Genomic DNA, 8,132 nt, shown 5'->3' with positions numbered 1-8,132 from the left:
CGCCCTCGACGAAGAAGGGCTTGCGATCGTAGGCGTCGCGCACGCGTGCGCTGACGAGCGAGAGCATCTCGCGCTGCGATTCGGGAGCTCGGGGACCGGCCATGGCGGAATGGAGAACGGGACCGCAGGCAGTGTGCCTGCAGTCCCGCGAGGGCGCTTGCGATGGATCCAGCGCGAGCGACGTCTCAGTGGTTCGACGCGGCAGCAGCGCCGATGCCCGTCTCCGAGCGCACCTGCTGGGCCAGGAAGCCCTCGCGGTCGGCCTTGGCACGCGCGCCGCGGTCGAGCACCGAGAACAGCCAGATGCCCACGAAGCCGATGGTCATCGAGAACAGCGCCGGCGAGGTGTACGGGAACAGCGCCGAGCCCTTGGGGTTGCCCAGCGTGGCTTCCCACACCGACGGCGACACCACCGTCAGCACCACCGACGAGATCAGGCCGAGGAAGCCGCCGATCACCGCGCCCTTGGTGGTGCAGTCCTTCCACAGCACGCTCATGAAGAGCACCGGGAAGTTGGCCGAGGCCGCGATCGCGAAGGCCAGCGAGACCATGAAGGCGATGTTCTGCTTCTCGAAGGCAATGCCCAGCACCACGGCGACGAGGCCCAGTGCGATGGTGGTCATCTTCGACACACGCAGCTCGGAGGCGCTGTCCGCCTTGCCCTGCTTGATCACCGTGGCGTAGATGTCGTGCGACACCGCCGAGGCGCCCGACAGCGTCAGGCCGGCCACCACCGCGAGGATGGTCGCGAAGGCCACCGCCGAGATGAAGCCGAGGAACACGTTGCCGCCCACCGCGTTGGCCAGGTGGATGGCCGCCATGTTGCCGCCGCCGAGCAGGCCGCCCTTGGCGTCGAGGAACTGCGGGTTGGTCAGCACGAAGGTGATCGCGCCGAAGCCGATGATGAAGGTCAGCAGGTAGAAGTAGCCGATCCAGCCGGTGGCCCACATCACGCTCTTGCGCGCTTCCTTGGCCGAGGGCACGGTGAAGAAGCGCATCAGGATGTGCGGCAGGCCGGCGGTGCCGAACATCAGCGCCATGCCGAAGCTGATCGCCGAGATCGGGTCCTTCACGAAGTTGCCCGGGCCCATGATCGACTGGCCGACCTTGGCGGCCTCTTCCGCGGTCTTGCCGCCGTTGACGGCCAGGTCGGCCTTGATCTGCACCGCCTTGGCGAACATCGCCTCGGGACTGAAGCCGAAGTTCCACATCACCATGAAGGCCATGAAGGTCGCGCCGCCGAGCAGCAGGCAGGCCTTGATGATCTGCACCCAGGTGGTGGCCGTCATGCCGCCGAACAGCACGTAGACCATCATCAGCGCGCCGACGATGACCACCGCGATCCAGTACTCCAGACCGAACAGCAGCTTGATGAGCTGACCCGCGCCGACCATCTGCGCGATCAGGTAGAACGCGACGACAACCAGCGTGCCCGAGGCGGCGAAGATGCGCACCGGCTTCTGCTCGAAGCGGAAGGCGGCCACATCGGCGAAGGTGAACTTGCCGAGGTTGCGCAGGCGTTCGGCCATCAGGAAGGTGATGACCGGCCAGCCGACCAGGAAGCCGATCGAGTAGATCAGGCCGTCGAAGCCAGAGGCCATCACCGCGGCCGAGATGCCCAGGAACGAGGCCGCCGACATGTAGTCGCCGGCGATCGCCAGGCCGTTCTGGAAGCCGGTGATGCCACCGCCGGCGGTGTAGAAGTCGGCCGCGCTCTTGGTGCGCGAGGCCGCCCACTTGGTGATGAACAGCGTGAAGATCACGAACACGCCGAACATGCCGATGGCCGTCCAGTTGGTGGCCTGCTTCTGCGCCTGGCCGAGGTCGGCACCGGCGGCCAGCGCGGCGCCGGCGGCGCCCATCAGCGCGGCCAGCGTCAGCACGCGGCGGGCGGTGTCGCTGAATCGGATCCGGCGGCTCATTTCAGCACTCCCTGGCGCACGGCCTCGGTCAGTTCGTCGTATTGGCTGTTGGCGCGCAGCACATAGAAGGCGGTGATCACCACGGTGAACACGATCACGCCGAAGCCGATGGGGATGCCCACCGTCATCACGCCTTCGCCGAGGCGCTGCGACAGGAACGGCTTGTTGAAAGCCACCAGCAGGATGAAGCCGTAGTACACGACCATCATCGCCAGCGTCAGCCACCAGCCGAACGCGGAACGCTTGGCCTTCAGCTCCAGGTACTTGGGGTGGGTCGAGATCTTTCGAACCAGATCGTCATCCATGGTGTCTCCTCACACGGTCGTGGCTCCGGCGGAGCCCGGCGTGCATATTCCACGCAGGGACTGACCCCGCGATGACGCGGATCCAACGCTGGCTGACGCGGAACTGATGTGAAGCTGACGGGGGCGGCGGGTCAGCCGCGCACGACGCCGGGCCGCGCGCGGGCGGCCTCGTCCCAGGCGGGACCATCGAACCAGGCGTCGCCCTTGAGGTACGCGGCGAGCATCTCCAGCGCGTCGAGGCCCCAGAACAGCCGGCCGTCGACCTCGACAGTCGGCACGCCGAAGACCCCCTTGGCGAGCGCCTCGGCGGTGCGGTCCTTCAGTTGCTTCTTGACGGCATCGCCCTCGGGGTCGCGCGCGGGTGCGAGCGCCTCGCGCAGGGCAGAGAGGCGTTGTGGTTCGCCGGCATCGGCCCCGCCGCTGCGCCACACGTGATGGAACACGCGCTCGCATTGCCAGCGGTTCGGCGTCAGGCCTTCCGGCGGACAGGCATGCAGCAGGCGCAGCAGCGCGAGCGGGTTGAAGGGGTGCTGCGCTGGCGTGGCGATCGGGATGCCGAGGCGGTGCGCGGCCCACGCCACCTGGCGAAAGGTCCAGACGCGCTTGGGCTCGATCTCCGCCGGCCCCTTCTGCCCCCACTGCTTGAGCAGCCCGGCGAACAGGATGGGCTGGTAGTCGACCCGGTACGACAGGCCTTCGAGCGCCTGCGGCAGCCGCTCGAACGCGAGGTAGGCGTAGGGCGAGACCGGGTCGAACCAGAAGACGAGGTGCTTCATCGCGCCGAGCCCTTCATCGCGTCGAAGGCCTCGCGCCGCTGCGGCAGCAGCTGCCAGACCCGGCGCTTGTGCTCGTCGTCCATCACCGACCAGCCGGCGATCTCGTCGATCGTGCGCATGCAGCCTTCGCACCAACCGCTGCGGGTGTCCATCTTGCACACACTGATGCACGGGGACGGCACCGAAGACATCATCGGCCGGCTCATGCCTGCACCACGTCGGCCACCGGCGCGCCGGTCAGGGACTCGAGCTGCGCCGGGCTCAGCCGGAACACGCCGTTCGGATGCCCGGCCGCAGCCCAGATCTCGCCGAAGCGGAACAGCTCGCGGTCGATCAGCGTGACCGGCGGCGTGGCATGCGCCACCGGCGAGACGCCGCCGATGGTGAAGCCGGTGCGCGCCTTGACGAAGTCGGCATCGGCCCGGCCGAGCGCGCCGACGATCGCCGCCACCTTCTTCTCGTCGACACGCTTGTCGCCCGAGGTCACCACCAGCACCGCCGCCTCGTCGGCCTTGCGCCGGAAGATCACGCTCTTGGCGATCTGGCCGACCTGCACGCCGAGCGCATCGGCCGCCTCCTGCGAGGTGCGTGCCGACACCTCCAACCACAGCGGCTCGTGCGGATGGCCGCGTTCGGCGAGCGCGCGCGCCACGCGCTGGAAGCCCTCCGGGCGATCGTTCAGAACGGCGCTCACGCAGCAGCCTTCTCGCGCCTGGCGAGCAGCGCCTTGCCGGCGCGCGACACTGGCGGCCGCCCGAGCACTTCCGAAATGAAGGCGCCGGCATCGACCAGCGCATCAAGATCGACGCCGGTCTCGATGCCCAGGCCGTTCAGCATGAACACCACGTCCTCGGTGGCCACGTTGCCGGTGGCGCCCTTCGCATAGGGGCAGCCGCCGAGGCCGGCCACGCTGGCGTCGAAGTGGTGAATGCCCATCTCCAGGCAGGCGTAGATGTTGGCCAGCGCCTGGCCGTAGGTGTCGTGGAAATGGCCGCTCACTTCGCCCAGCGGGAAGTGCTTCAGCGCACGCTCCATCGCCGCCTGCACGCGCCGGGGCGTGCCCACGCCGATGGTGTCGGCGATGCCGCAGTGGTCGACGCCGATGGCCTTCATCAGCCGGACCACGTGCTCCACCTCGTCGGGCGAGACCTCGCCCTGGTAAGGGCAGCCCAGCGCGCAGGACACCGCCGCGCGCACCTTCAGGCCGTGCTCATGGGCCATGGCCACCACCGGCGCAAAACGCTCGACCGATTCGGCGATCGAGCAGTTGATGTTGCGCTGGCTGAAGGCCTCGCTGGCCGCGCCGAATACCACCACCTCGTCGGGCCGGGTGGGCAGTGCCGCTTCCAGGCCTTTCAGATTGGGAGTGAGCACTGAGTAGCGCACGCCCTGATGACGTGTGATGGCGGCCATCACCTCGGCGTTGTCGGCCATCTGCGGCACCCACTTCGGGCTGACGAAGCTGGTCACCTCGATCTCGCGCAGCCCCGCCGCCTGCAGTCGGTGCACGAGCTCGACCTTGTGCGCCGTGGCCACCGGCTGCTTCTCGTTCTGCAATCCGTCACGCGGCCCCACGTCGACGATGCGGACAGTCGATGGAATCATGAAAAAAGTCTCGTGCAAATGGGCAGGGTCACGTTGTTTCCCCGCGGCTAGGGATGGCGGTAACCAACCTGATACAGGAAGATACAACCATTCGAACAGGAACCCTCGTGGACACCGCCACCCGCCTTCGCCTCGCCACCCGCATCCATTTTGCGCTGCTGCGCCATTACGGGCACAAGGTGGAGATCAGCGACCTGATGAAGGCCGAGGGTGAAGTGCGCGAGGCGATCTGGGTCTGCGAAGCCTCGGGCGACCGCGAGCTCGCGACCATGGCCCGCCAACTGCGCTTGGCCAACGAGGCGCCCACCACGGGCAACGTGCCGCAGGACACCGCTGCCTGGTCGGGCGACACCTCGGGATTCGGCGTCTCGCGCCCGCCCGAGCTGGACGTGAAGGCCGAGCCCGCCGCGCAGAGCCGCTGGCTCAAGCCGTCCACCTGGATGCGCCGCAGCAGCGGCACGCCGCGCCACGGCTGAAGCCCCTCAGGCCGCGGCCTCGAGCCGCAGCAGTTCCTCGCCTTCCAGCACCTGGTCGCCGACGGCGTAGAGCAGTTCGGTCACCGTGCCGTCGCGCGGCGCGGTGATGGTGTGCTCCATCTTCATCGCCTCCATCACCGCCAGCGCCTGCCCCTTCTTCACCGCCTCGCCGACCTGGGCCAGCAGCGCGATCACCTTGCCCGGCATGGGCGCGGTGAGCCGCCCGGCTTCGCCGGCCGCATCGGCGGCATGGGCGATCGGGTCGATGGTGTGCAGCAGCGCGGCGCCTTCCGGCGCGAATACGGCAATGCGCTCGCCCACGGCGTAGACCGAGAGCGTCCAGCGCCGCCCGGCCAGCGTCACGTCGTGCTGCGTGCTGCGGCGTGAGCGAGCGGCGAAGGCCCACTGCCGCTCACCGATCACCAGCGTGACCTCGCCGCGGTGGCTGCGCACCAGGCGAACGACGTGGTGTGCACCGTCCGCCTCCAGGTCGAAGCGGCGCACCGCCGCGCCGTGCAGCCGCCAGCCGTCGCGCTTCGACCAGGGGTCGGCGTTCTCGCCGGCCGCCTCGTGCGCGAGCACATGGGCGATCGCGCCGGCCGCCGCCACCTCCAGCGCCAGCGGCGGCTGCCCGAACAGCGCGGCGCGCTCGCGCTCGATCAGCGCGGTGTCGAGGTCGGCCCGAGCGAACGAGCGGCTCGCGGCCACGCGGCGCAGGAAGGCCACGTTGGTCTGCAGACCGACGATGTGTGTCTGTGCCAGCGCCGCATCGAGCCGCGCCAGCGCCTGCGCACGGTCGGCGCCCCAGACGATCAGCTTGGCGATCATCGAGTCGTAGTGCGGCGAGATCGCGTCGCCCTCGCGCACGCCGGCATCGACACGCACCTCCGCCCGCTCGAACTGCGCCGCCTCGGGCGTGCGGTAGACGTCGAGCGAGCCCGTGGCCGGCAGGAAGTTGGCCTCCGGGTTCTCGGCGCAGATGCGCGCCTCGATCGCGTGGCCGTGGATGCGCAGGTCTTCCTGCTTCAGCGGCAGCGGCTCGCCGGCGGCCACGCGCAGCTGCCACTCGACCAGGTCGAGCCCGGTGATCGCCTCGGTGACGGGGTGCTCCACCTGCAGCCGGGTGTTCATCTCCATGAAGAAGAAGCGCAGGTCTCCATCGGCGGTGGGCTCGGCGATGAACTCCACCGTGCCCGCGCCCACGTAGCCCACCGCCTTCGCGGCGGCGACGGCCGCTGCGCCCATCTCGCGACGGCGCGCTTCGCTCAGGCCGGGCGCAGGCGCTTCTTCCAGCACCTTCTGGTGGCGCCGCTGCACCGAGCAGTCGCGCTCGAAGAGGTAGATGCAGTTGCCGTGCGTGTCGCCGAACACCTGGATCTCGACGTGCCGCGGCCGCGTGACGTAGCGCTCGATCAGCACCGCGTCGTCGCCGAAGCTGTTGCGCGCCTCGCGCTGGCAGGAGGCGAGCGCAGCGTCGAACTCGTCGGCCTTCGTGACGATGCGCATGCCCTTGCCGCCGCCGCCGGCGCTGGCCTTGATCAGCACCGGGTAGCCGATGCGGTCGGCCTCGCGCCGAAGCAAGGCCGGATCCTGGTCGGCCCCGTGGTAGCCCGGCACCAGCGGCACGCCGGCCTTCTCCATCAGCTGCTTCGACTCCGCCTTCAGGCCCATCGCCTTGATCGCGCTGGCCGGCGGGCCGATGAAGACCAGGCCGGCATCGGCGCAGGCTTGCGCGAAGTCCTCGTTCTCGCTGAGGAAGCCGTAGCCGGGGTGGATGGCCTGCGCGCCGGTGGCCCGCGCCGCCTCGAGGATGCGCTCGCTGCGCAGGTAGCTGTCGCGCGGCGCGTTGCCTCCGATGTGCACCGCTTCGTCGCAGGCGGCAACGTGCTTGGCGCTCGCGTCGGCGTCGGAGTAGACGGCCACGGTGCGGATGCCGAGCCGGCGCGCGGTGGCGGCAACGCGGCAGGCGATCTCGCCGCGGTTGGCAATCAGGATCTTCTGGAACATGAACGACCTCAGACGGAAGACGGGCTGCCGCGCAGCAATGTGGCCGCGCGGCGCGCGAGCGCGCGCAGGAACTTGGCGAACATAACGATGAGAACGATGGCGACGATCAGCGCGATCGCCAGCACGATCGCCAGCACGACGGGATGCGTCCACGACAGCCACAGCGCCGCCGGCACGAAGGCATCGCCGAGCAGCGACAGGCCGATGTTGGACAAGGGCTCGGGCGAGGTGTTGGCCGCCGCGCGCGTGGTGGCCTTGGCGACGTGGCTGGTGGCCGCCAGCGTGCCACCCATCAGCGCGGCGGCCATGGCCCAGGTGCCTTGATCGGCACCGAACACCGAGGCGGCCAGCGCAGCGCCGGCCGGGATGCGCACGACGGTGTGCACCAGGTCCCACAGCGTGTCGACGCCCGGGATCTTGTCGGCGAAGAACTCGACGAACAGCATGAAGCCGCTCGCACCCAGCATCGCCGGATGCTGCAACACCTTCAGGCCCTGCGGCAGCTCGACCCAGCCGAACCAGCCCGCGATGCCGGTGAGAAACACGACGAGGTACAGGCGCATGCCGCTCGCCCAGCCGAGCGCGGCTGCGATGGCGATCAGCTGTGCAGTGTCGAGCGCCTGCATGGCCTTCAGGCGAGCCAGTTCGGCGCGCGCTTGCCGAGGAAGGACTGGATGCCCTCGCGGCCTTCGTCGCTGGCGCGGATGTCGGCGATGCGGCGTGCGGTCTCGGCACGCAGCTCCGAATCGATAGGGCGGCCGGCCACATCCTGCACGAGCTTCTTGCAGGCGCGCACGGCCATCGGCCCGTTGGCCACCAGCGCCGCGATCAGTTCGTCGACCTTGGCGTCGAGTGCCTCGGGCGCCACACATTCGTGCACGAAGCCCATCGCGTGGGCCTGCGCCGCGCTGAAACGCTCGGCGGTGACGAACCAGCGTCGCGCCGCCTGCTCGCCCATCGATTTCACGACATACGGGCCGATGGTCGCCGGCAGCAGGCCCAGCTTCGCCTCGCTGAGGCAGAACTGCACGCCCTCGGCGG

At 69.4% G+C, this 8,132-nt stretch carries 10 protein-coding genes; 1 reads left to right on the top strand and 9 read right to left on the bottom strand.

The window, feature by feature from the left end; translation table 11 throughout:
- Positions 1 to 185: 185 nt before the first annotated feature.
- The 6 genes from AB7U92_RS17090 to AB7U92_RS17065 all read right to left on the bottom strand — a co-directional run bounded on the left by AB7U92_RS17090 (position 186) and on the right by AB7U92_RS17065 (position 4,608).
- Positions 186 to 1,862: a cation acetate symporter gene (locus tag AB7U92_RS17090; protein ID WP_428579481.1), complete on the bottom strand. Its 1,677-nt coding sequence runs from the start codon at positions 1,860 to 1,862 to the stop codon at positions 186 to 188.
- A 56-nt stretch (positions 1,863 to 1,918) separates the two neighbouring features.
- On the bottom strand, positions 1,919 to 2,227 hold the full coding sequence (locus AB7U92_RS17085; protein WP_428579479.1) for a DUF485 domain-containing protein: 309 nt from the start codon (positions 2,225 to 2,227) through the stop codon (positions 1,919 to 1,921).
- A gap of 131 nt (positions 2,228 to 2,358) precedes the next feature.
- The gene (locus AB7U92_RS17080) at positions 2,359 to 3,003 is read right to left on the bottom strand and encodes a 2-hydroxychromene-2-carboxylate isomerase (RefSeq protein WP_428579476.1); all 645 of its coding nucleotides are present in this window, start codon (positions 3,001 to 3,003) and stop codon (positions 2,359 to 2,361) included.
- The gene (locus AB7U92_RS17075) at positions 3,000 to 3,209 is read right to left on the bottom strand and encodes a DUF1289 domain-containing protein (protein ID WP_428579473.1); all 210 of its coding nucleotides are present in this window, start codon (positions 3,207 to 3,209) and stop codon (positions 3,000 to 3,002) included. The genes AB7U92_RS17080 and AB7U92_RS17075 overlap by 4 nt, the downstream gene beginning before the upstream one ends.
- Positions 3,206 to 3,697 (bottom strand): YbaK/EbsC family protein, encoded by a 492-nt coding sequence (locus AB7U92_RS17070; RefSeq protein WP_428579471.1) that lies wholly within the window; start codon positions 3,695 to 3,697, stop codon positions 3,206 to 3,208. Before AB7U92_RS17070 ends, AB7U92_RS17075 begins: the two co-directional genes overlap by 4 nt.
- Positions 3,694 to 4,608 (bottom strand): hydroxymethylglutaryl-CoA lyase, encoded by a 915-nt coding sequence (locus tag AB7U92_RS17065; protein ID WP_428579468.1) that lies wholly within the window; start codon positions 4,606 to 4,608, stop codon positions 3,694 to 3,696. Before AB7U92_RS17065 ends, AB7U92_RS17070 begins: the two co-directional genes overlap by 4 nt.
- 107 nt (positions 4,609 to 4,715) lie before the next feature.
- On the opposite strand from AB7U92_RS17065, the gene AB7U92_RS17060 reads away from it, so the two are divergent.
- Positions 4,716 to 5,084, top strand: a complete 369-nt coding sequence (locus AB7U92_RS17060; protein ID WP_428579465.1) for a hypothetical protein — start codon at positions 4,716 to 4,718, stop codon at positions 5,082 to 5,084.
- A 6-nt stretch (positions 5,085 to 5,090) separates the two neighbouring features.
- Here the strand turns inward: AB7U92_RS17060 and AB7U92_RS17055 are convergent, their stop codons facing one another.
- The 3 genes from AB7U92_RS17055 to AB7U92_RS17045 all read right to left on the bottom strand — a co-directional run.
- On the bottom strand, positions 5,091 to 7,091 hold the full coding sequence (locus tag AB7U92_RS17055) for an acetyl-CoA carboxylase biotin carboxylase subunit (RefSeq protein ID WP_428579463.1): 2,001 nt from the start codon (positions 7,089 to 7,091) through the stop codon (positions 5,091 to 5,093).
- An 8-nt stretch (positions 7,092 to 7,099) separates the two neighbouring features.
- The gene (locus tag AB7U92_RS17050; RefSeq protein WP_428579460.1) at positions 7,100 to 7,717 is read right to left on the bottom strand and encodes a DUF4126 domain-containing protein; all 618 of its coding nucleotides are present in this window, start codon (positions 7,715 to 7,717) and stop codon (positions 7,100 to 7,102) included.
- 5 nt (positions 7,718 to 7,722) lie between these two features.
- Positions 7,723 to 8,132, bottom strand: a 410-nt coding sequence (locus tag AB7U92_RS17045) for an enoyl-CoA hydratase-related protein (protein ID WP_428579457.1), incomplete at its 5' end; no start/stop codon positions are given.

The organism is Piscinibacter sp. (assembly GCF_050175855.1).
Lineage (GTDB): Bacteria > Pseudomonadota > Gammaproteobacteria > Burkholderiales > Burkholderiaceae_C > Piscinibacter.
This window is presented reverse-complemented; position numbering and strand designations above follow the sequence as displayed.

Coding starts and splice junctions, on each gene's coding strand:
- AB7U92_RS17055 (WP_428579463.1), bottom strand. CDS start 7,091: ATGTTCCAGAAGATCCTGATTGCCAACCGCGGCGAGATCGCCTGCCGC.
- AB7U92_RS17090 (WP_428579481.1), bottom strand. CDS start 1,862: ATGGGCGCCGCCGGCGCCGCGCTGGCCGCCGGTGCCGACCTCGGCCAG.
- AB7U92_RS17050 (WP_428579460.1), bottom strand. CDS start 7,717: ATGCAGGCGCTCGACACTGCACAGCTGATCGCCATCGCAGCCGCGCTC.
- AB7U92_RS17065 (WP_428579468.1), bottom strand. CDS start 4,608: ATGATTCCATCGACTGTCCGCATCGTCGACGTGGGGCCGCGTGACGGA.
- AB7U92_RS17085 (WP_428579479.1), bottom strand. CDS start 2,227: ATGGATGACGATCTGGTTCGAAAGATCTCGACCCACCCCAAGTACCTG.
- AB7U92_RS17080 (WP_428579476.1), bottom strand. CDS start 3,003: ATGAAGCACCTCGTCTTCTGGTTCGACCCGGTCTCGCCCTACGCCTAC.
- AB7U92_RS17075 (WP_428579473.1), bottom strand. CDS start 3,209: ATGAGCCGGCCGATGATGTCTTCGGTGCCGTCCCCGTGCATCAGTGTG.